Source organism: Rickettsia senegalensis (genome assembly GCF_056135685.1).
In genome coordinates this window covers 17,342-40,313 of record NZ_JBVYTQ010000001.1, presented here as the reverse complement: position 1 = coordinate 40,313, position 22,972 = coordinate 17,342, and the positions used below count along the sequence as shown (strand labels likewise).

Here is a 22,972-nt window from a genome sequence, read left to right as displayed (position 1 = left end):
ACTGGCATCTCGTGGTCAAGCCTATAGTACCGGACATTTTTCGTTTCATGTCATTCCCACGTAGGCGGGAATCCAATAAAGTAAAGCTTTTTTTAAAAGCTTCACTTTAAAAAAACTATGTAATAAAAAATCTTTAATTTTAAAGATTTTTTAATATAGATCCCTGCTTTCGCAGGAATGACATCGGTATACACACGAGCAATACTTTCCTAGCTAGAAGTGGGAATCCAGAAAAATAACCGGTCATGCCTCCATATTGCAGTTACGCCTATTAAAAAGCTATACGTTCAATAAGAGTACCAATAACCTTATCATGAATATCCAATGACTTGGAAAAGCAGATTGTCTTACGTGCAAGCCTCTTGCATCTCGTTCTAAGGTTCAAGTTACTTCGTTCTATCCGTTGAGTGTATTTTTTACTGATAATATGCTTTTTAGGGTCTAATAACCTAGCATAACTCCCCCATCCATCTGTATAGTAAAAAGTCACCTTGAAATTCTCTAGTTTTTTCAGTAATGATTCTAATGTGCTATCACATCTTGTACCAAACGTATAAGCAACTACTTTTAACGAAATCTTATCCAAGGCATACCAAAGCCATCGTTGTATGGATTTATTCTGTACATAAGACCATTGTTCATCTATCTCAGGAGCAATAATTACTTCTGTTGTACTGATAGAATGATTTATTGTTTTTTAATACTAGATTTTTTTAAAACACGGATAACTGTATTGATACCCACTTTTAATACTCTTACTGTATCTCTAACTCCAGAGCCGTTGATTGACATTTCTACTATTTGCTCCTTAACTCCAGGCTTAGATGCATTATTAATATACTCCAATTGAAAATATCGATTACACCGCTTGCATTGATATCTCTGTTGTTTTGAAATTGAATATCCTGACTTTATTACTTCTTCTGTGTTGTTACAATATCTACACTTAACATCTATTTTTGCCATAACTCCTTAACTATAATTCTCTCTTATTACTGTTTGAGGATTATAGACTATTTACTCTAAACTGCAATACGGAGGCACGACCAAATAACCTTACTACGCATTATTGACAAAAAAAAGCCTATAAAAACTAAGTTTTTTATAGGCTTTTTCTTATTTTGTAGGAATTATTCTTTAATAACAAGCGATCGGTGCTGTTAAATGCTCGTAAGTTTGACCTAAATAAGATACTGGTTGTTCAAAGATATACGTATTATTGTTATCATAATTATAATTACCGTATAATTGTAATCTTGCTAAAGAATCTTCATATCGGAAGTTTTTAAGTATTTCTTGATTTTTAGATATCTGAATTTCTGCTAAACAATGTTCAATATAAGTTTTCGGTGCCTCTTGACAAATTCCATCATGTAAAGCTTTTAACATGAGTAAGTTTACTAATGGGTTAATACCATTATTTGCATTAGTAGTAATCGTAGCTTCTTCGTGTTTTTGATCAATCTTTCCAAACTGCACTTCTAGAGGTGATTTAGATGTCGAGCCTAGACTTGCATCCTCACATATGTCTATATACGCTGCGGTGCTGCATTCCGTATCTCCTTTAAATTCCTCTCTATAAGCTGGTTTAGAAAGATGTCTAACAGGCAATTCAGAAATTGAAAGCTCTTCATTGCTTACTTCTACCTTATCTATTTCAAGATTTTCTGATTCAATATTGATTTTTTCTTCAAAATTTATCTCTGGGAAAAGTTCTTTCAAATCCGTTATTTCAAGCTTTTCTCCTTTTTTACCTACTTCATAAGCTTTAGAAACAATTTGTTTATAAATAACGCCAATTAATTCTCGTTTTGTTTGTATTTCATCAGAATAATTAATTCCTCCTTCATTCCAAAACTTTACTATTTTAGAAAAAGCAGGAATATATTTACCGGTCTCTGCTAAAAATTTTTGTATAAATGTAGGTTCAACAAGAGGTGCTAATGTAGGGTTTTCTTCATATTTTTTAAATACATACTCGACAATTTTAGGTATATTTTGATCTGCTTCTATTTCGTCAGGTAAGCCGTGTAATATTTTTTTGGCTATTGCTTGATCCATCTTCTTATACAAAATATTAATCCCTATCCATGTCCATACAGGATCAGCCGTAAAACAAAGCTTTGTTACATAAAATGCTAGCGATATAGGTAGAGATAATAACTTTAAATAGTTAAGGCAAGTATATCGTAATGGATGAGGGGTGAGGCTATAAATCTCATCCATATCTTGGTTTAGCTCACATGATGTTTTAATCATAGTATACTTCTGCTTAATTAAATGAGAAGTGATGTCATATACTGGCATGTTATTACTTAAATTTAACTAATCCGTCAGCAAAATATAAAAAACATTAACATTTGTCAAATGCTATTTGATGAGATTTTGTTTTAAATCAATTATAATACTTGCAAAGTTTTATCAAGATAAATAGAATTATCCAAAGTCAAAAGTAATATAAGGAATGAGTATGCTTAACATAAATTTTGTGAACGAAGAATCATCTACTAATCAGGGTCTAGTAGTTTTTATTGATGAACAGTTAAAGCTTGATAGTAATTTAATAGGGCTCGATCAACAACATCACGGATTAATTTCTAAAACTATTCAGAATAAACTGCAATTTACCGGTAAATATGGACAGATTAAAGTTATTCCGTCTGTCATTAAATCAGGCGAGGTTAGATATTTGATAATAGCAGGTCTTGGGAATGAAGAAAAATTAACTGAAGCAAAAATTGAAGAGTTAGGTGGTAAAATCTTACAACATGCTATTTGTGCTAAAATTTCTACTATCGGCTTAAAACTTACAAATAGCATTAGCAGGTTTACATCTCAAACATTCGCATCTTTAGTTGCTAGTGGGGCGTTTCTTGCTTCTTACAGATTTGATCAATATAGAACTACCTTAAAAGAAGCAGACAAGTTTGCAGTAGAGTCAATTGAGATTTTTACCGATAATAGTACTGAAGTGGCAAAATTATTTGAAGTCAAAAAATTAATTGCTGAGGCAGTATTTTTTACAAGGGATATATGTAATGAACCGTCAAATATTAAAACTCCGCAAGTTTATGCTGAAAGAATAGTTGATATACTTGAACCGTTCGGAGTAGATGTTGACGTTATCGGTGAACGTGAGATGAAAAATCTTGGTATGGGTGCATTACTTGGGGTCGGTCAAGGTTCACAAAACGAGTCAAAATTAGTAGTAATGGAATATAAAGGCGGCAGTAAAGACGTTCCGACTATTGCTTTGGTTGGTAAAGGAGTGATTTTTGATACAGGCGGTATTTCCTTAAAGCCGTCAAGTAATATGCATTTAATGAGATACGATATGGGAGGCTCTGCAGCAGTCGTGGGTGCTATGATTGCGGTTGCCGGTCAAAAATTACCTGTAAATATAGTCGGTGTTGTAGGGCTTGTTGAAAATATGCCGTCCGGTAATGCACAGCGTCCAGGGGATGTAGTAACTACTATGTCAGGGCAAACTGCCGAAGTTTTAAATACCGACGCAGAAGGGCGTTTAGTACTTGCTGATGCAGTTTGGTATGCACAAGAAAAATTTAAGCCTAAATGCGTGATTGACGTTGCAACTCTAACAGGAGCAATAACTGTAGCACTCGGTAGTACATATGCCGGTTGTTTTTCCAATAATGATGAGCTAGCTGATAAGTTAATAAAAGTAGGGGAAGAAGTTAATGAAAAACTTTGGAGAATGCCGCTTCATGATGAGTACGATGCAATGATTAACTCCGATATTGCTGATATGGCAAATATAGGGAACGTACCGGGAGCTGCCGGAAGCTGCACGGCTGCACATTTCATTAAACGTTTCATTAAAGATGGAGTAGATTGGGCTCATTTAGATATAGCAGGTGTTGCAAATAGTAATAAAGCTTCAGCACTCGGTCCGAAAGGGGCAGTGGGGTATGGCGTGAGGCTACTTGAGAAATTCATTAAAGAATATATTTAACGTTATTCTAGAGTCGCTTTGTTGCGTAGAAACCGAGTCGTCATGAGCTACGCAGCCATAGGCTGCGTAGCAATCTCATGCAATAATAACAAACTCCTGAGATTGCGTACGTACAAAACTTACAGTTTTTCCGTAGCTCAGACGAAAAGTCATCTATTTGCTATTTGTTTATTCTGAATATAATTATGAACACAATAAATAAACCTTATATATTTGTTATAGGTAATGAAAAAGGCGGGGCAGGTAAAACTACCTGTTGCATGCACTTAATAATAGCTCTGCTTTATCAAAATTATTCGGTAGTAAGTATTGATACCGACTCACGTCAAGGTTCTTTAACCAGCTATTTAAAAAATCGAGATTTATATAATCAGCAAAATCTTGATAAACCGGTATTAGTACCGAAACATTTTCATATATCGGAAAGCGATGCGGAAGAACAAGCAAAGAGTTTTAAGGAAGTACTTGCAAATAATCAGGATGCCGATTATATAGTGATTGATACCCCAGGCAGTCATACTCCTTTATCAAGAGTTGCTCATTCTTACGCCGATACAATTATTACACCGATTAATGACAGCTTTCTAGATTTAGACGTAATAGCAAAAGTCGACAGCAAAGATGAAATTATTAGCCCATCAATATATAGTCAAATGATTTGGGAACAGAAAATGGAGCGTGCTAGTCGTGATAGAATTAGTATAGATTGGGTAATACTGCGTAATCGTTTAAGTAATCTTGATGCATTAAATAAAAGACGCGTAGGGAATGTATTAGCTAAACTTGCTAAAAGAATTAACTTTAAACTCGCAGAAGGATTTAGTGAACGTGTAATATATAGGGAGTTATTTTTACAAGGTCTAACATTACTTGATCTAAAAACTGCAAAATATGATAGAGCGTTTAATAGCTCACACGTACTTGCACGTCAAGAATTACGAAATTTTTTAGACTTTCTAGGTATTAAGGCTGCGTTCAAAGGTTAATTTCTATTAAAGTTTTTCTTGTATAAAGTTAAAAAATATATATAATGGGCAAAATTAATATGTTTTAACTTTATAAGGGAAACAAATGCCAAATATTGCTGAAAATATTTCAAAACTACCGGAAGAACAAGAAAAAGTTAATAAGCTTGTTGATCAATACAAAAATTTAACTCCGGAAGAACAAAAAATTGTTGATAGAAAACTTAAGTCACATTTTACAAAAGAAGAGCTAGAACAGGATGAGCTTAAATCAAGAATGAATAACATACGTAGTAATTTGTCCAATAAAGACCAAGAAAAACTACAAGCAGGTAATAATTCTATAGGTGAAATAGCAAAAGATGTATTATCGTTAGTTAGAGGAATAATAAATCTAGTAGAAAATGTTGCAGAGATAATTAAAAACCCTAAGAAAGCAATATATGAATGGATTAAAGGTGAGTTAAATCAAGTAAAACCGGAGCAACAAAATCATCAGCAACTCCCATCAAAGCCAAAAGCTGCTGCAATATCAAGATAAAATTTTGGCAAGATAAAACTTTAGTTTTTATTTGCGAAACTCTGTAATTTTATGTATATGTATAAAGGAAAGAAATATACGTAGAAAATGCATAAATATAGAACTCATAATTGTAACGAATTACAAATATCCGATGTTGGGAAAGAAGTTAAATTATCCGGTTGGGTACATAGAAGAAGAGATCACGGTAATCTAGTTTTCATAGATTTACGCGATCATTATGGTATAACTCAAATCGTGTTTACCGATCAAAACCAGCAGCTTATGGAAGATGTAAGTCGTTTGCGTTATGAGTCGGTAATTACGGTAAGGGGTACAGTTGTAGCAAGATCAAATGATACTATTAATGATGCGCTTCCGACAGGTCATATTGAGGTCTTAGCAGGTGAATTTATTGTTGAATCAGCTGCAGATACTCTACCTTTTGTTATTAATACTGAAAAAGATGCTCCAGAAGAGACGAGGCTTAAACATCGCTTTTTAGATCTTAGACGTGAGAAATTGCATAATAATATAATACTCCGCTCACAAATTATTTCTCATATTCGTCATTTGATGACGGCAAGAGGTTTTACCGAATTTCAAACACCGATTTTAACGGCAAGTTCACCTGAAGGTGCTAGAGATTTCTTAGTACCGAGTAGAATGCATCCGGGTAAGTTCTATGCGTTACCGCAAGCACCTCAGCAATTCAAGCAGTTATTGATGGTATCAGGCTTTGATCGTTATTTCCAAATTGCTCCTTGTTTTCGGGATGAAGATGCAAGAGCCGATAGATCACCTGGCGAGTTTTATCAGCTAGATGTAGAAATGTCGTTTGTTACACAGGAAGACATATTTAGTACTATTGAGCCTGTGATGTATGATTTATTCACTAAATTCACGGCTGAAAAAGTATCAGAGACTCCTTTTGTTCGTATTCCATATAATGAATCTATGCTAAAATATGGTTCTGATAAGCCTGATTTACGAAATCCTATTATAATTGTTGATGTAACTGAGATATTTAGAGATTCCGATTTTACGATTTTCAGAGAGAATATCAAAAAAGGTAGTATTGTTCGTGCAATTCCTGCTCCTAAGGCAGCTGCACTGCCTCGTAGCTTCTTCGATAAAATGATAGAGTTTGCAATATCCGAAGGAGCAAGTGGACTTGGTTATATTCAGTTTAGTGAAACCGGTGAAGCAAAAGGACCGGTAGCAAAATTCTTAAGCCCGCAGCAATTAGAGAGTCTAAAAGCTACAGCTAGTATTAGTAACGGTGATGTCGTATTTTTTGCTAGCGATAAAAAAGAAAAAGCTGCAAAGCTTGCAGGCAAGGTTAGAATAAGACTTGGCGAAGAGCTTGATTTACTCGAAAAAGACTGCTTTAAATTCTGCTGGATTACCAATTTTCCATTCTATGAATTAAATGAAGACACAGGAAAAATTGATTTTAGCCATAATCCATTTTCTATGCCACAAGGCGGCTTAGAAGCTTTAGAGCAAGCTAAAACTACTGCAGAGTTATTAGAAATTAACGCCTATCAATATGATATTGTTTGTAACGGTATTGAGCTTTCCAGCGGTGCTATTAGAAACCATAAGCCGGAAATTATGTATAAAGCATTTTCCATAGCAGGTTATAGTGAGGAGGAAGTTGATAAGAGATTTGGCGGTATGATTAGAGCATTTAAGTTTGGTGCTCCACCACATGGCGGAATAGCTCCCGGTATTGACAGAATCGTTATGCTACTCGCAGAAGCAACTAATATAAGAGAAATAATTGCATTTCCTTTAAATCAGCAAGCTGAAGATTTACTAATGAACGCTCCAAGCTATGTAGAAGATAAAGCTCTAAAAGAGCTAAGCATTATGTTATCACCGTCGATTCTTAAGAATATGTAATAACAATTAGCTGTAGAAGTCAAGATTTAATCTTACAGACATTATAAAAATTATATCTGAATGTCTGATAAGTTATGACTGTCAGATGAGTATTCAAGATATAAGATTTCGTTATTCTTTTCAACAGCTAACTTTTTACTATCCATAAAAGTCTGCATAGGTGTTTTTCCATAGCAATATTTACCGGAATGCGGTCTTTCATTATTATAATATTCTAGCCAAATATCAAGATCTAGTTGTAGATCATCAAGATCAGTATAGATCTTTTTACGCATAGCAGTATCAAAGAATTCTTGTTTCATAGTTTTATTAAAACGTTCACACATACCATTTGTTTGAGGAGAATATGCTTTAGTAGTAGTATGCTCAATACCCTCAATGCTTAAGAACAATTCAAAAGCATGATGTTCTATATTACCTTTATACTCACCACCTCTATCAGTTAAAATACGAAGTACTGGTATTTGCTGACTCTCATACCATGGTAACACTCTATCATTAAGCATGTCAGCAGCGGTAAGTGCTGTTTTATCAGTATATAGTTTAGCCTCTGCAACCCGAGTGTAACTATCAATAAACACTTGAGAATATACCTTGCCTATGCCTTTAAAATTACCTACATAATATGTGTCTTGGCATCCTAGATAACCTGGATGCTGTGTATCAATCTCACCATGAGCTTCTTTCTCGCTACGCCGTTTCTCTAATACTTGTAACTGAGCTTCGGTAAGAACAATACCATCCTGAGCCATTTTGGCTTCTAATGCTTTAAGTCTTTTATTGATATTATTTAAATCATTACGTAGCCAAATAGATCTAACTCCTCCAGGTGATACAAGAATACCAGTCTTTTTAAGCTCATTTGATACTCGCAGCTGACCATAAGCGGGGTATTCTATTGCCATATCTAATACTGCTCTCTCTACGGCAGGATCAACTCTATTCGCTATAATTGGCTTCTTCCGACTAATCTCATATAATGCTTCTTCTCCTCCTGTTTCATATAACTCTTTAAACCTATAATAACTGTCTCTACTGTAACCCATAGCTTTATATGCTGACGATATACTACCAAGACTCCTAGCTAATTCTAGTAATCCTATTTTTGGCTTTATTATTTTTTGATTTAGATTCATCTCTAATCCTCCATTTAATATTATCTTAATTTTACTAAATGTAAGATTAAATCTCAACTATTACATTTTAGCCAAGATAAAAGACGATTTTATCTTAGACGTAAATCTAATTTTTGTAATTTTATTGTGTCGATGAAAATTTAAAAGGTTTTTCAGGAACAAAATGCTCCGATACTTCACCTGAAAATACTTGTCCTTTTGATATAATAAGTTTTTTTACTGGTACTCCTTTCTTGAAATCTAAATTGGCAAGAGATATCCAAAATACATTTGGAGAAGTTGATGAATCATAATAATAAATTTTATTTTTATGATCTGTAATTGTTCTCCATAATGTAGATGATATGTTTGGTTGATCAGATGTAGTGATACCCAAAGGAACACTAACACTACGCATTATTCCCATTACGCTTGCTATAGCTTGATTAATGTATTTTCCTTCAATAACGGCATTTTTATATTGTGGAGCGATTTTTTTAGGAATAGCATTTATCAAAAATGATGCGCGCACAAAACGATCTGCAGCTTTATTAGTTCCCAGCATGAATATTAAGCCGTTTATTTCTGCTCAATATGTATTTAAAGCAAGTTGATGGTCAAATTTCGGTGAATTAGTCATTACTTGATATTGTTTACCGTGATGTATCACTAAATTTCCGTCTATATACTCAAATATTGCTGAATCACCTGTACTATCGGAGATAGATAAATGAACTTGTGCCGGTATACCGTTTTCAAGAACTAACGGCATTACTCTAATAAGATGCTGACTAAATGCTTCTACGGCTTCTGCAACACTTGCAAAATTATCGAGTACATATTGTGTCCATATAGAAACAGATATAATATGTTGTTTATCGTCTGCTTTACCATAATTTGATTCTACCAAATATAATAAATTAGCGGCTAACCCTTTCTCATTTATCCCGTCAACAGTGCCAATATCATAACCGGAAGTAACTAAACTATCATATTTTGATACCCATGTAATCGATTGAGAAACGGCCATACCGTTACGCTCTATGCCACGTGGAAAAACACCCAAAGATTAGATTGAATATCCTCTCTCCTATCCATTGTTCTTCCTGTAATTACTACATTTTCTGAGCCTCAATAAACTGCCCTAGTACATCTATATATAGAAGATATAAAAATATTTGAAATAAGTAAGCTATAAATTAACTTTACTTGTATATTAATAAATTTTAAATAAATCGTTTTATATTTCTTAAAGCTAAAAATACTCATTATCCGCATATGTTACTTAGCAAATTAATGTTAATTGATGAATACTTTATATAAAAATAATATTATTGTAAATAGATTTACTTATATTAAAGAATAAAAATATAAGTAAAGCTTTCTTTTTTACAATAGTCATTCCCACGTAGTATTGCGTGGCATCGAAATCCCTCGTCATTGCGAGGAGGGACGTAATCCCGACGTGGAAATCCCAGGAATTTTGCTTGAAATTGCTTCGTCAATTACTTCGTAATTTCTTCGCAATGACGATGAAACGGAACCACGCAAAAATACCGTGACTGCCCGCAATGACGTTTAAGGCATATCCTCAACAATGCCTATCTTTGTTTCTGATTTCCCCTTTTAGCTTGTAATTTAGAGAATGCAATTTCTTTTACCGCTTCTACTCTTTTCGGTTGAATGCCTTGATTTCCTTTTTGTTTTAATATATTGCTAATTTTTATACATTCTGCTATCAGCTTCTGTGTACCATGATTTTATTTAAATTTTCAGGAGAAATTTTTTTCATAAAATAGTTTGAAATGTTAGATAAACCTATCTTTTCACAAAAATTTCCTACCTTGTAGTATATAGTATCTTTGGAATTTAAGTTGAAAGATTTAGCATTTAATAAGTTGGTCGTGTTTTCGATATTATCCTGATATTTTAAATCTTTCTTTATACCCTCAATATCCTGCTGGGTAAGATAATGTTCTTTTTTTTAGCTCTTTCATTATATTGTCGTAGAATTTTGCTACTTCTTTATCTGTTACGTTTATAGTTGTTGCCTGTTTTGTAAAATCAACAATTAGTGATTCCAACTTTTTGCCGGTAGATTTGTCTTGTGCACGCATCGATTTTACAGGATCAGAAATTTGTACTTCTACTTTATCTTTCTTAACCTCAACTTCTGTTTCTTTTCATTTTCCTTCTAAATCTTTGCTCCATTGTTGTTCCTTGATTATTTCTTTTTTCAAGCCTATAGAAGTTTTAATTTGGTAATTATTTTCATACACCCACTCTTTAGCATCCTTACCTTCAATTGTAATGTTATTATTTATTGCATAGAGTACCGGGTCTTTTACAGATGAATTAGCGAAAGCCTTTAACCAACCGCCATTTTTAAATTCAGGTGAGACATGACTGCATTTTGTTACTATCTCAGCTCCTTTGGCCACTTCTTGCATATTAACAAGATTTTCTTTTATACTGCCTTTATAGTGTTTCCTCAAATCATCAAAATTGTTAATATTAGCGAATAACGCAATATTTTTCGGATCAAACCCGGCTTTTTTTAATTCATCCATTTTTTGATCAACTATTGCTTCCACCTGTTTCTCATCAAATTGACTTATCATCTGATTTAACGATTCGCTATATTTATCGATACTAAATGAGAAATTACCCGCTTTGATAGCAGCATTGTAGCCGACTCCAGGATGTGCAAACATTTCATTTGTTGATTGGATCATACTGCCAAAATCCTTATAAAATGCTAAAAAAGAGCGACCATGACCAATTTTGGTTATTGTTTTACCATCTTGCGCCATTAAATTACCCGCATGATAATCTACTTCCCCAGCATATGACAAGCAGCTATGGCTTTTTCAAATCCTTCTAGCTTTTTAAATTTTGATCATTAGCTCTGACTCTAGTTTGATCTGATAAACCGGAAAATTCTGTTAGTGTTACAGCATTATCAAAAAATTTAGAACGAACATAAAGTGAATCAGGGTGTTTTTCATCTGCTTTTACCAGCCCTTCTTTTGATGCTCGATCATGTAATAAAATTGATACATGGTAGAGTCTATTAATTCTTGTACCCCGTCTCTTCGGTCGGCAATAGCCTGTTTTCGTGCATTATTATCTTGTATTTTTTGTCATGCAGCATGAGTTTTATAAAAATGTTTTAAAATAAAAGTATTTCCTAGTTCATCTTTAGTAACATAACCGGCTGAAACTCCTGATGTCTTTTGTCCTTTCTCCTCAAACTCAGTTTGCTGTGCCACCCTCTTATCACGTAGCATAGCATCAATTGCTTTTTTAGGGTCATTAGGATTGCTTATTTCTTCAAGTTTTCTGTAATCTGCATTATATCGGCTATCATCTAATCCAACTTGTCGTTCAATTGCCTCTTCCATAACTAAATGCTGTAAAAGAGGCGCATCGATTATTTCTCTGAATTCCTGGTGTTTATCTCCTGGAAACAAGTTTTTTATTATTGTTGCGGCTTTAGCCAAACCTCGATCATCCAAATCGGCTAATTCCATTTGATTAACATATAGACTTGCAGTAGTAGGGGATTGGTCATTAGAAAGGTCAATAGCAGATGAGGCAATGGCTTCGCAGGCTCTAGATATTTTGGCATTCAATGCTGTATCTTCTGTTTCCAAGGCTTTAAAAAGTTGCTCTTGTAATAATAATTCCTGTTGAGTTTTTTCTTTAGACATAAAATAACCTGATTATATTAACTAATGCTTCAAAAATTTATTATATAAATTAATTAATTATTATTAATTGCAGGGAAGAAAAAACTCTAATTTGCAGTATTTTTTTATTATTTTTTCTGGATTGTCGAACTAGCTTGGCATTGCCCGCGTGAATCAATTTTATCCCTGTTATCCCGCGAGCTTGTAGCGGGATCAAGTTAAAAATACTAAAATTATTAGTATTTTTATTGTTTTTTGGATCCCGTGGTCAAGCCACGGTATGACCTCGAACGGATTTTTCGGTCCACGCAACAACGCCAACTTGCTTCGACCGTTCATAATGAGGAGTCGGTATCTATACAACAAGGTCCCGCTTTTGTTGGGATATAACATCGAGGTCTTTTTAAAAACTATTCGGTACTATAGATTTGATCGTGATATGACAATGAAAAAAACAAAGCCATGAAATAAATCATGACTTTGCAGAAAGGATACCAATTAATCTCTTCTATTGCCTAAAAATCTCATTAAATATAGGAAAAGATTTATAAAATCTAAGTATAAAGTAAAGGCTGCCATAATAGAAACCTTTTGTCCTACTTCATCGTTTCCTGCCATGTAATACATAGACTTAATCTTTTGAGTGTCCCAAGCAATTAGTCCCATAAATACTACTATTCCAATAAGAGAAGTAGCAAAAGAAAGAGTCGAGCTTTTTAGAAACAAGTTGACTAATGAAGCAATGATAAGACCTATAAGACCCATTGCAAAAAATGAACCCATAGATGTTAAATCTCTACTTGTACTATAACCGTATAAACTCATTGCTCCAAAAACGGAAGAACAAATAAAGAAAGTACGAGCTATCGAGGCACCGGTATAAATAAGAGCTAAATATGCAAGCGACATACCGGTTAAACCGGCATAAACCCAAAATAATATTTGTGCTGTTTTCAGGTTCATTCGTCCAAAGCCCATAAAGAAATATAAAGCAATACCGAGCGGAGCAAACATTATAATAGCACCGAAACCTGTTTGAAACATTAAATTATAAATAGGTTCAACTGATATAGTCGTTACGGCCGCTACACCGGTTAGTAAAAGTGCTAAAGCCATATAATTATATACTTTAAGCATGTATTTTCTTAAGCCTTCATCAAAAGTTTTATTCTTTGAGGTGGCAGTTAAAGTTTTTGTATAATCGATCATAAGAAACCTTAGGATTATGTTATTTACATAATAAAATATAGTCTGTTAGAGCTGTTTTTTCAAGCTATAATTATAAATATCTTGCATTGAATATAAAGCCGGTGATTTATTGTGTAGCCAAATAGCAGCTTTAATTGCACCAATGGCAAAAGAATTTTTATTCAGGGCTTCGTGTTTTAAAGTGATTATTTCATCATCACCTAGGAAAGCTATTTCATGTATACCATGAACATTTCCACCACGAAGTGAGGAAATACCTATTTCTTTTTCGCTTCTCGGTCTGTTGCCGCGATGAAATGCTATATTTAATCCTTTTTCGCTTGCAATTGTTTCAGCAAGCATAATAGCAGTTCCTGAGGGTGAATCTTTTTTATTACGGTGATGCGTTTCTAGAATTTCAATATCGTAATCATCTAGTATTTTTGTTGCCTTTCTTGCTAAATAGCTGAGCAAATCAGCCCCGATACTCATATTTGCAGAATATAAAATAGGTAAAGTTTGAGCTGCTTTTTCTAAAAGCTTAAAATGCTGAGGTTGAAGTCCTGTGGTTCCAATTACTAATTTTGTATTATGTTTTAATGCATAATTAATTAATTTTTCTAATATTTCAGGAGTAGAAAAATCGATGATTACATCAGAATTTTTACAAAAATTATCTAAATCATCTAAATTATTAGTACTATTAAATTTTGCTGAAATTTTGCAATCTTTAAATTTATCTATTCTCTCTGTAATGGTTTTTCCCATTTTACCTGTAGAACCGCTAAGACCGATACTAATCATGTTTGATTTATTGTAAATTTGTATAAGATTTATGAAAATATAATAGAGGCTTTAAATCATTTTTAATAGCAGTATTTATTACTTCACCAATAAATATAACATGGTCACCGACATCGTAAGAAGCATATTTAGTACATTCTATATAACAAGTTGCACCGTTTATTAAAGGACAATTGGTTTTATTGCCAAGCTCATAAGCAATTTTTGTAAATTTATTAGGTTGTGATTTAGCAAAATGTTTTGAGATATCAATTTGATGCTCTGCTAAAATACTAACTGCGAATTTATCACTTTTCTGAAAACTGTTTATACTAAAAGAGTTTTTATTGAGGCAAAATAATATTAACGGTGGTTTTAAAGATACAGAAGTAAGAGAACTAGCAGTAAAGCCAAAAAGCTCGTTATTACAATTTGTTGTTATAATAGTCACTCCCTGGGGGAATCGACTCATAGTATCTTTAAATTGACTTTCTGTTACTGTCCCAGCCATTTTTTCATAATTTTGTTAATGGTTCCGTCTTTTTTTAATGAATCGATTGCCTCATTAATTTCACTAATTAGTCCTGAGTTTTTAGACATACCTATAGCAAAATTTGATGAAAATTCTTCTAAAGTACTGCTTTCTAAATTTGAATTATTTTCTTTTAATTTTTTGCCTTGAAATTCCTCAGAAATAATAGCATCTATGACTTTGGCTTTTAACTCTTCAACTAACATTAAATGATTTGCTAAAGAATGAACTTTAATATTCATTGTCCGTGATAGATCTTGTGCTTTTTTTTCTAAAACACTACCAAGTTGTACCCCTACTATTTTATTCTCTAGATCTTTGCTATTTTGTATATTATCACCTGTTCTATATATTATGGCAAATCTTGCAGTAGCGTAATTATCGGAAAAGCTGATATATTCGGAACGCTCCGGTGTTACGGAAAGCTCCGCCACCGCAACATCAATATTTTCACTAACTAAAGCTGCAAGTAAACCGTTAAAGTCGAAGTTTTTTATAATAACTTTTTTATTTAGACGTTCACTTATTGCTTTTATAATATCAATATCAATCCCAACAATCTCCCCGTCTTGGATGAATTCATAAGGAGGATTATCTGCGGCAGTACCGACTATTAAAGTTTTTTCCGTTTCTTTTTTATCACAAGAAATTAGTAAGAAAGATAGTAAAAATATTTTTAGAAATTTCATAAAAATAATGTTTTAAGTTTGAGTGTGTGTCATGTGCCGAATTGTCATTGCGAGGAGATGCGTAGCATCGACGTGACAATCTCAGAAGTATTATACTATTTCATGAGATTGTCACGCTCTACTTGAGTTCGCTCGCAATGACGGGAAAACTTATCACGTGGGCAATACCTACCGGAGTAATAGCTTCAAGAATCCAGCCTATCCTTTAAAAGCTGATTCACAAGCGTCGGATTAGCCTTACCACCAGTTTTTTTCATTACCTGCCCTACAAAGAAACCGAATAACTTATCCTTACCACTTTTATAACCCTCTACTGATTCAGGGTTTTCAGCTATTACCTCGTCAATTACTGTGTTCAGCACGTTATTATCCGAAACTTGCATCAGTCCTTTTTCCTCTACTATTTTATCGGGTGCTTTACCGGTTTCAAACATAATTTCAAAAACGGTTTTTGCAATTTTACCAGAAATAGTATCATTTTCTATTAATTTTACCAGTTTTGCAAAGTTACTAGGAGTAATTTTGCATTCATTTATTCCTATCGATGCTTTGTTTAATTGTCCGAACAACTCACTAGTTAGCCAATTAGTAAGCATTTTAGGGTTACATTCATTTGCTGCTTTCTCAAAATACTCAGCAACCGATTCATCGGCTACTATTACTTCGGCATCATATTTACTTAAACCAAATTCTTTCGTATATTTTTCAATCTTTTGATCAGGTAGCTCAGGTAAGTTTGCTTTTAGTTCATTTATTAACTCATCAGAAATAACAAGCGGTAATAAATCGGGATCAGGAAAATATCTATAATCAAGTGCTTCTTCTTTTAAACGCATAGTTTTTGTTTCACCGCTATCGGCATTAAATAAGCGTGTTTCTTGAATTATTACTTCACCGTTTTCAAGCAAGTCTACTTGTCTTTTAGCTTCAAATTCTATTGCTTTAATAATATTACGAATCGAATTAATATTTTTAATTTCGCATCTTGTGCCGAGTGGTTCACCGCTACGTCGTACTGAAATATTAGCATCGCAACGCATTGAGCCTTTTTCCATATCACCGTCGCAGCTGCCGATATAACGTAGCAAATTTCTCAGCTTTTTTACAAATTCAGCCGCTTCTTCCGGTGAAGATATATCAGGCTCAGTTACAATTTCCATAAGTCCAATACCGGCACGATTTAAATCGATAAAGCTGTAATGTGGTGATTGATCATGCATAGACTTACCTGCATCCTGCTCTAAATGCAAACGGTTAATGCGAATAGTTTTAAGATCGCCGGTATTAGTCGGTATTTCCATAGTTCCGTTTTGCACTATAGGATAATAAAATTGCGAGATTTGGTAACCTTGGGGCAGATCAGCATAAAAATAATTTTTACGATCAAATACCGAATATTTATTTATTTTAGCTTTAAGCCCAAGCCCTGTTTTAATTGCTTGGTATACGCAATGCTTATTTAATACCGGTAACATCCCGGGCATTGCTGCATCAACATAGGAAACCTGCGAATTTGGTCTTGCTGCAAAAATAGTACTACTTCCTGAAAAAAGCTTAGATTTTGAGGAAATTTGAGCATGGATTTCAAGCCCTATTACATATTCCCATTTTCCCGTATTACCTTCAATATATGCCATAATTAAAAACCTTTTGGCTCAAATTTAATATGTTTTACACCTGACTCAATTGTCGATGCTACTTTCAAAACATTATATTCGTCTAATTGTTTACCTATAATCTGCATCCCAAGAGGTAAACCTCGTGCCGATAACCCGGCAGGAACCGATGCACAAGGTAAACCGGCTAAACTTGCAGGAATAGTAAATAAATCGTTTAAATACACAATAGTCGGATCATTTTGTTTTTCACCGATCTTAAAAGCTTCGGTCGGTGCTGCAGGTAACAAAATGGCATCAACTTTTGCAAAAGCATTATTAAAATCGTTTGCAACTAAACGACGTACTTTTTGAGCTTTTAGATAATATGCATCCATACAACTAGATGAAAGCACATATGTTCCAATCATAATACGACGTTTTACTTCCTCCCCAAATCCGACTGATCTAGTCATTTCATACATTTCGTCAAGCGTCATATTTTCGCGTTCTACTCGAAGACCGTATCTAACGCCGTCATATCTAGATAAATTTGAAGAAGCTTCAGCCGGTGCTATTACGTAATAAACGGCAACACCGTATTTAGCATGCGGCAGCGTAATATCAACTATTTCAGCATCGGCGTTTTTAAGTAGCTCTATAGTATCCTGCCACATTTTCATAATATCAGGTTCAATAATACCGCCTTCACCAAGGCTAAGAGGTACACCTATCTTCATATTTTTCATAGAACTTCCGATAGCGGATTGTAGTTCTGGAACTTCTGCTTTAATCGAAGTAGAATCTTTTTCATCAAACCCCATCATCGCTTCAAGCATAATGCTACTGTCTAAAACGCTTCTAGTAAATATCCCTGCTTGATCAAGTGAGCTAGCAAAGGATACCATTCCGTATCTTGAGCAACGACCATATGTCGGTTTAAATCCGACTAAACCCGTAAAGCTTGCAGGTTGACGTACCGAGCCTCCAGTATCGCTACCAAGAGCAGCAGATGCCATAAACCCGCTAACTGCTGCAGCTGAACCACCTGAAGAACCACCCGGAACTAAATCTGCATTATCCTCATTTGCTTTCCAAGGACTAATTACATTTCCAAAACAACTAGTGATATTTGCCGAACCCATTGCAAATTCATCCATATTGGTTTTGCCAAGCATCACACCGCCCTTATCAAAAATATTTTGTGTAACGCTTGATTCATAATTAGGTATAAAATTTTTCAGTATATTAGAACATGCCGTAGTTCTAATTCCTTTCGTACAGAAAAGATCTTTAGCGGCAAATGGTATACCCTCAAGTGTTCGCGGTTGATTTTTAGCATAATTTTGATCGGCTGCTTCGGCCTGTTTTAAAGCTAAATCAAAAGTTTCGGTAACATAAACATTTAGGTTTCTATGTTTCTCTATTTGTTTAATATGTGCATTAACTAATTCCTTACTTGTAAAATCTTTATTTTTTAGACCTTTTACACTGTCTGCTACTGTTAATTTGTTTAGTTCCATCATAATTATTCAACAACCTTTGGAGTGATAAAATATTTTACTTCTTTAGCAAGTTGAGCACTATTTCCGCTTACATTATCAAATAATTTATTTGACAAATCAGAACTTGTAACGGCGTCCTCTCGCATTCTAGCATTCATATTAGAAACCGAAGTTAAAGGCTCTATATCTTTGCAATCTATTTCATTTAAAATATCAATCATATTCATAATAGTACTAAACTGAGCAGAAAATTTTTCTACAGTATCTTCTTCAAATTTTAATCTAGCTAATTTTGCTATTTTCTGTGCTTCTTCTTTTGTAATCATAGTTTTATTTTCTTCATTCGGGTATTTTTAGGCGTTGGCGTCATTGCACGGAAAAATTGAAAATTTTGACGAAGCAATCTCAGGAGTTTTATAATACTTCACGAGATTGCCACGCTCACTTCGTTTGCTCGAAATGACAGTTTTGGTATCTACGCAATAATGCCTGTGAGCCATGACGATTAGAATCAAACAGTCATTATCTCTTGTTCTTTTTGTTTTATTGCCGAGTCAACTTTACTACTATAATCATCGGTTAGTTTTTGTACTTGTTCAGATAAGCTATGATGCTCATCTTTTGCAATAATATTATCCTTTTCTAGCTTTTTAAGCTCTTCATTGCCATCTCTTCTAATATTACGTAATGAAATTTTAGTATCCTCACCGTATTTATGAGCAAGCTTTACCAGTTCTTTACGTCTTGCTTCAGTTAAAGCCGGTATCGGTAGTCTGATTAATTGACCGTCCGTTGCTGGAGTTAAGCCAAGATTTGCTATCGTAATTCCTTTTTCTACCGAGGACACCATAGATTTATCCCAAACCTGCACGTTAATTGTTCGTGCATCAGGGGTGGATAGAGAAGCAACTTGTGAAAGCGGCATTTTACTCCCGTAAGCTTCCACGGTTACGCTATCAAGCAAATTAACCGAAGCTCTACCGGTACGCAAGCCTTTAAGCTCATGATCTAAAACTTTCAGAGTTTTATCCATCTTTTCTTGTAAGTTTTTCTTTAACGTTTCTGTGTCCATATTATTTTATCCGTATATTATTAGTATTAGAAAATACCCCCGATGTCATTCTTGCGTGGATACACAACTGTCCGAAGTTAAAATGAACAAAAGCTATTTAATAGCTAAAAATGGTATTTTTAACGTAAAACATCAAAAATACTACCAGCAATAGTTGTAAAAAAATTGCCTATTCTACTTATTTTTCAACTTCGGACAGTTGTGGTGTGGATACTAAATCGTCATCGCGAGAAGAATTACGTAGTAATTCGACGAAGCAATCTCAGGAGTATTACTTCATGAGATTGCTACGTCGCTTCGCTCCTCGCAATGACGAAAAACCGAGTCACACTACAATAATATTATTCCTCAATTGTCGTATATCCGCCTTTATCTTGTATTACTCTAGCAAAATTTCCCTGTTCTTTTATCGAAAATACTCTTATAGGTAATTTATTTTCTCTTGCAACTGCAATAGCTGCCGTATCCATGACTTGCAGGTTGTTAGTTATAACATCTTTATAGCTAATAGTGAAATATTTTTTAGCATCAGGATTTTTTTTAGGGTCGGAATCATATACGCCATCAACTTGAGTTGCCTTTAACAAAATATCGCAATTCATTTCGATTGCACGAAGTACTGCGGCACTATCAGTGGTACAGAACGGATTACCCGTGCCTCCGGCAAAAATTACCACACGCTTTTTTTTCATATGTCCTTTAGCTTTACGGCGAATATAAGGCTCGCATACGCTCATCATAGGAATAGCCGATAGAACTCTTGTATAGATACCTAAGCTTTCCATAACGTTTTGCAATGTTAAAGCATTAATCACCGTTGCGAGCATACCTATATAATCCGCTGAAGCTCGGTCCATACCGACAAGTGCTGCATTGATCCCTCGATAAATATTCCCACCTCCGACTACAATAGCGACTTCTACTCCTAAATCAATGACCTCCTTAATATCGCCGGCAATCTTTTTTATTACCTCATATTCATGTCCAAATTGTTTGTCTCCCATTAAAGCTTCCCCTGAAACTTTGAGCAAAACTTTTTTATACTTTAGAGCGTTTATATCTGATAACATTTTCTACTTCAAGTTGTTTTTAATATTTGCTTAATTTTTTTAATCATTCTACCTCTTTGTAGGTCGGTAATCGATGATTTATTGAGTGCATGTACTAATAGCATATTATTATTTATATCAAGTGTTACCGTACCGGGTGTTAATGTAATCGAGTTACTATAAATTACTTCACCGATTTCTTCTAGCCCTTCTGCGTCAATCCATTCAAAAACCGGCTCTATCTCTATTTTTTTTTGCCAAATTATTTTGATAACCGGGAAAGCTGATTTCCATATTTCTAATAATAACCAAGGAAAATATAATATAAATTTAATTTTAGTGAGCATTAACATTTCCGGTTAATTTGATATTTGAAGTAAAAGGTATTAGTAGCATTATAAATACAAATAACAGCCCTATCATATTAAATATATTATTTATTGCAATTACAAAAGCATCATTATTTAATTTGTTTGCTAATAACAAATAGGATGCTTTTTCAGGATTAAGGACTTTTCCACTTAATAATTCAGTGTAAGAATTTAGTTGTTCTAATGCCATTATAGAAGTAGACGAGATATTTTCTGATAAATATTGCATAAAGATTTTAGTATCATTAGTAAGTATAGTACTGATTACCGCAAGTCCTGCAGCTCCTCCTAAATTACGAGTAAGATTATAAAGCCCGCTAGCGTTACCTACTCTTTCTTTTGGCATATTGCCAAGAGCTATATTATTAGTCGGTATAAAACAAAACATTAATGAAAGTCCTCTAACAAATTGAGGAAGCACAAAGGCAGCAAATCTAGAATCAGGTGTTAGAAAACTATTCAAATGACATCCAAGAGCAAACCCTCCAAGCCCTATAATAAGCATCAGGCGTAAATCTACCCCTAGCCCTAACATCCTACCGGCGAGAGGTGCAGATAAAAATTGTGCTCCGCCCGTCACCATCATAGTAGCCCCGATTTGTAATGTATCATATCCGGCAATAGTAAAGAGAAATAGCGGTAATATATATACTGCTCCGTATAATCCGATACCCATAACGAACGAATAAAGGCAACCAAAAGTAAAGTCTTTATAAAGGAATGTTTTTAAATCTAAAATTGGATTAATAAAGGTTAGTTCTCTAATGATTAATAAAACAAAACCTAAAGCTACTGCAATACTTAAGAATAGTATTAAATTATCCTCAAGCCAACCTTTTTTGTTTCCTTCTTCTAAAACATATTGTAATAAGCCGAGCGTTAAAGCCATTAATAATATACCGAGAAAATCAAAATTTTTCAGTAATTTATAATTTGGTTTATCAAAATCCCCATATAAAAATACTACCGTGCATACGAAAATACCAGGTACGACGTTCAATAAAAACATAAAATGCCATGATAAAATTTCTGTAATATATCCACCGAGTGTAGGTCCTAAAGTAGGGGCAACAGTTACGACAAGTCCAATTAAGATAGTAACGATAGGACGTTGTGATGCAGGAAAAATTATAAAAACGGTACTAAATACCGTCGGTATCATAGCACCACCAAAAAATCCTTGTAATGCTCTAAAGATAATCATTGATTCAATATTAGTTGCGAGCGAACATAATACGCTCATAACCGTAAATCCTAGAGCTGCAATAAAATAAGAAATTCTGGTAGAAAGTAACCTTGCTAAAAAGCCGGTAATAGGAATAATGATAACTTCAGCTATTAAATAAGATGTTTGAACCCAAGAAAGCTCATCGCTTGATGCAGCAAGACCTGCAGTTATTACGGATAATGAGCTAGCGACAATCTGAATATCAAGTACCGACATAAACATCCCGACAACCATACCAAAAAAAGCAAATAATTGCTTTTTAGAAAGAGCAGGCGGTTGTAAATTATCATTTGACATAATTAAATTATACAGTTTAAATTAAATAAAGTTAATAAGTGAAATAAAAATATATGTTTAAAATAAAAAATTGTTGTACAACTTTTAATTTTTAATTAAACTATTTATTAGGATATAAGTAGACAAGACCTAATATATGGTAATCATTTTATTTATATTTAGCAAATAATAAATATGTAATTGATTTATTAAAAATATTTACTATAATATTAACATTTATTAACTATAATTGATTTATCAATATGCAAAATCCAGCACAAAAAGTTATATCTTTTTCAGAGCATAAATCTGATATAGAACGCATAAAGAAATCAATAGAAGAAGGGTGGGCAATAGTAAAGCTAGTACCTAATAAAGACCGTTTTATCGGACTTTTAGAAAAGATTTCGCACGCTGAAGATGAAACAATCTATATTCCTCCAAGAAAAAAGATAATAGTTAATTAACACGAATAGCGAATTATTACATAATCTGCTATTCAGCTTGAGAA

General features: G+C 33.8%; 19 protein-coding genes and 2 pseudogenes. 5 read left to right on the top strand and 16 right to left on the bottom strand.

Annotation, left to right across the window (positions count from 1 at the left end):
• Positions 1-271 precede the first annotated feature (271 nt).
• Both AC0ODJ_RS00175 and AC0ODJ_RS00170 read right to left on the bottom strand, forming a co-directional pair.
• A protein-coding gene (locus tag AC0ODJ_RS00175) for an IS1 family transposase (protein ID WP_474464353.1) occupies positions 272-966 on the bottom strand; the annotation gives its coding sequence in 2 pieces (ribosomal slippage) (positions 272-693 and positions 693-966; 696 coding nt in all).
• Positions 967-1,137: 171 nt separating this feature from the next.
• Positions 1,138-2,307: a palindromic element RPE1 domain-containing protein gene (locus AC0ODJ_RS00170; RefSeq protein WP_218460395.1), complete on the bottom strand. Its 1,170-nt coding sequence runs from the start codon at positions 2,305-2,307 to the stop codon at positions 1,138-1,140.
• A 163-nt stretch (positions 2,308-2,470) separates the two neighbouring features.
• On the opposite strand from AC0ODJ_RS00170, the gene AC0ODJ_RS00165 reads away from it, so the two are divergent.
• The 4 genes from AC0ODJ_RS00165 (at position 2,471) to aspS (ending at position 7,366) form a co-directional block, all read left to right on the top strand.
• The gene (locus AC0ODJ_RS00165) at positions 2,471-3,973 is read left to right on the top strand and encodes a leucyl aminopeptidase (RefSeq protein ID WP_218460394.1); all 1,503 of its coding nucleotides are present in this window, start codon (positions 2,471-2,473) and stop codon (positions 3,971-3,973) included.
• 185 nt (positions 3,974-4,158) lie between these two features.
• On the top strand, positions 4,159-4,959 hold the full coding sequence (locus tag AC0ODJ_RS00160) for a division plane positioning ATPase MipZ (protein WP_218460393.1): 801 nt from the start codon (positions 4,159-4,161) through the stop codon (positions 4,957-4,959).
• A gap of 85 nt (positions 4,960-5,044) precedes the next feature.
• On the top strand, positions 5,045-5,479 hold the full coding sequence (locus tag AC0ODJ_RS00155) for a DUF3106 domain-containing protein (RefSeq protein ID WP_218460392.1): 435 nt from the start codon (positions 5,045-5,047) through the stop codon (positions 5,477-5,479).
• Between the two features lie 87 nt (positions 5,480-5,566).
• Positions 5,567-7,366 (top strand): aspartate--tRNA ligase, encoded by a 1,800-nt coding sequence (gene aspS, locus AC0ODJ_RS00150; protein WP_474464339.1) that lies wholly within the window; start codon positions 5,567-5,569, stop codon positions 7,364-7,366.
• Positions 7,367-7,416: 50 nt separating this feature from the next.
• Here aspS and AC0ODJ_RS00145 read toward each other — a convergent pair whose 3' ends face one another.
• The 14 genes and pseudogenes from AC0ODJ_RS00145 to AC0ODJ_RS00080 all read right to left on the bottom strand — a co-directional run bounded on the left by AC0ODJ_RS00145 (position 7,417) and on the right by AC0ODJ_RS00080 (position 22,482).
• The gene (locus AC0ODJ_RS00145) at positions 7,417-8,502 is read right to left on the bottom strand and encodes an IS481 family transposase (RefSeq protein ID WP_121834048.1); all 1,086 of its coding nucleotides are present in this window, start codon (positions 8,500-8,502) and stop codon (positions 7,417-7,419) included.
• Between the two features lie 121 nt (positions 8,503-8,623).
• Positions 8,624-9,511: pseudogene (locus tag AC0ODJ_RS00140) on the bottom strand (linear amide C-N hydrolase).
• 571 nt (positions 9,512-10,082) lie between these two features.
• A pseudogene (gene risK1 / locus AC0ODJ_RS00135) lies at positions 10,083-12,194 on the bottom strand (T4SS effector phosphatidylinositol 3-Kinase RisK1).
• 477 nt (positions 12,195-12,671) lie between these two features.
• Positions 12,672-13,382: a Bax inhibitor-1/YccA family protein gene (locus tag AC0ODJ_RS00130; RefSeq protein ID WP_218460952.1), complete on the bottom strand. Its 711-nt coding sequence runs from the start codon at positions 13,380-13,382 to the stop codon at positions 12,672-12,674.
• Positions 13,383-13,427: 45 nt separating this feature from the next.
• On the bottom strand, positions 13,428-14,165 hold the full coding sequence (gene dapB, locus AC0ODJ_RS00125) for a 4-hydroxy-tetrahydrodipicolinate reductase (RefSeq protein WP_218460953.1): 738 nt from the start codon (positions 14,163-14,165) through the stop codon (positions 13,428-13,430).
• Positions 14,166-14,172: 7 nt separating this feature from the next.
• Positions 14,173-14,655, bottom strand: coding sequence for a flavin reductase family protein (locus AC0ODJ_RS00120; RefSeq protein WP_218460954.1), 483 nt, complete (start codon positions 14,653-14,655; stop codon positions 14,173-14,175).
• Positions 14,640-15,365: an ABC transporter substrate-binding protein gene (locus AC0ODJ_RS00115; RefSeq protein ID WP_218460955.1), complete on the bottom strand. Its 726-nt coding sequence runs from the start codon at positions 15,363-15,365 to the stop codon at positions 14,640-14,642. Before AC0ODJ_RS00115 ends, AC0ODJ_RS00120 begins: the two co-directional genes overlap by 16 nt.
• A gap of 185 nt (positions 15,366-15,550) precedes the next feature.
• Positions 15,551-17,002 (bottom strand): Asp-tRNA(Asn)/Glu-tRNA(Gln) amidotransferase subunit GatB, encoded by a 1,452-nt coding sequence (gatB, locus tag AC0ODJ_RS00110; protein ID WP_218460956.1) that lies wholly within the window; start codon positions 17,000-17,002, stop codon positions 15,551-15,553.
• Between the two features lie 2 nt (positions 17,003-17,004).
• Entirely contained in the window at positions 17,005-18,486 is a 1,482-nt protein-coding gene (gatA, locus tag AC0ODJ_RS00105; protein ID WP_218460957.1) for an Asp-tRNA(Asn)/Glu-tRNA(Gln) amidotransferase subunit GatA, read from the bottom strand.
• Between the two features lie 2 nt (positions 18,487-18,488).
• Entirely contained in the window at positions 18,489-18,791 is a 303-nt protein-coding gene (gene gatC / locus AC0ODJ_RS00100; protein ID WP_218460958.1) for an Asp-tRNA(Asn)/Glu-tRNA(Gln) amidotransferase subunit GatC, read from the bottom strand.
• 185 nt (positions 18,792-18,976) lie between these two features.
• The gene (gene frr / locus AC0ODJ_RS00095) at positions 18,977-19,537 is read right to left on the bottom strand and encodes a ribosome recycling factor (protein WP_474464309.1); all 561 of its coding nucleotides are present in this window, start codon (positions 19,535-19,537) and stop codon (positions 18,977-18,979) included.
• Positions 19,538-19,878: 341 nt separating this feature from the next.
• A complete protein-coding gene (gene pyrH, locus AC0ODJ_RS00090) occupies positions 19,879-20,607 on the bottom strand; it encodes a UMP kinase (RefSeq protein ID WP_474464304.1) in 729 nt (242 codons plus the stop codon).
• 8 nt (positions 20,608-20,615) lie between these two features.
• Complete coding sequence (locus AC0ODJ_RS00085; RefSeq protein ID WP_218460961.1) at positions 20,616-20,939, bottom strand: monovalent cation/H+ antiporter subunit E; 324 nt, start codon at positions 20,937-20,939, stop codon at positions 20,616-20,618.
• Entirely contained in the window at positions 20,923-22,482 is a 1,560-nt protein-coding gene (locus AC0ODJ_RS00080) for a DHA2 family efflux MFS transporter permease subunit (protein ID WP_474464295.1), read from the bottom strand. The genes AC0ODJ_RS00085 and AC0ODJ_RS00080 overlap by 17 nt, the downstream gene beginning before the upstream one ends.
• A gap of 242 nt (positions 22,483-22,724) precedes the next feature.
• Between AC0ODJ_RS00080 and AC0ODJ_RS00075 the strand changes: the two genes are divergently transcribed.
• Positions 22,725-22,928, top strand: coding sequence for a DUF2674 domain-containing protein (locus AC0ODJ_RS00075; RefSeq protein ID WP_011271433.1), 204 nt, complete (start codon positions 22,725-22,727; stop codon positions 22,926-22,928).
• The last annotated feature ends 44 nt before the right edge of the window (positions 22,929-22,972 follow it).